Genomic DNA, 270 nt, shown 5'->3' with positions numbered 1-270 from the left:
GCCTTGCCATTCGCCCCCTATTCTAAATATTTTGCTCTTTGTGATGCGTGAATTAGTATCGCTAGAAAAACGTAAGTTAGGATCGCCACCACCGTCTTCAACCGGAATCACGCCTCTTACGGCCGCCTGTATGCTGCCCAGGTTTTGTCCGTCAAGTGAACCAAAATTAACTGTTTTAAATTCACTCGGTATTGATACATTTCTAAGATCACTTAGGCCAGATGCTTGTACTCTTGAGCTTTCTTGGCGGCGCTCTTGATCATTAACAAC

1 pseudogene is annotated in these 270 nt (G+C 44.4%); it reads right to left on the bottom strand.

The features are described from left to right. Positions 1 to 270 (bottom strand): annotated as a pseudogene (locus AAEZ18_RS18885) (TonB-dependent receptor); the annotation flags it as partial.

This window comes from Pseudoalteromonas sp. 19-MNA-CIBAN-0066, from assembly GCF_040308705.1.
Classification (GTDB): domain Bacteria; phylum Pseudomonadota; class Gammaproteobacteria; order Enterobacterales; family Alteromonadaceae; genus Pseudoalteromonas; species Pseudoalteromonas nigrifaciens.
This window is presented reverse-complemented; position numbering and strand designations above follow the sequence as displayed.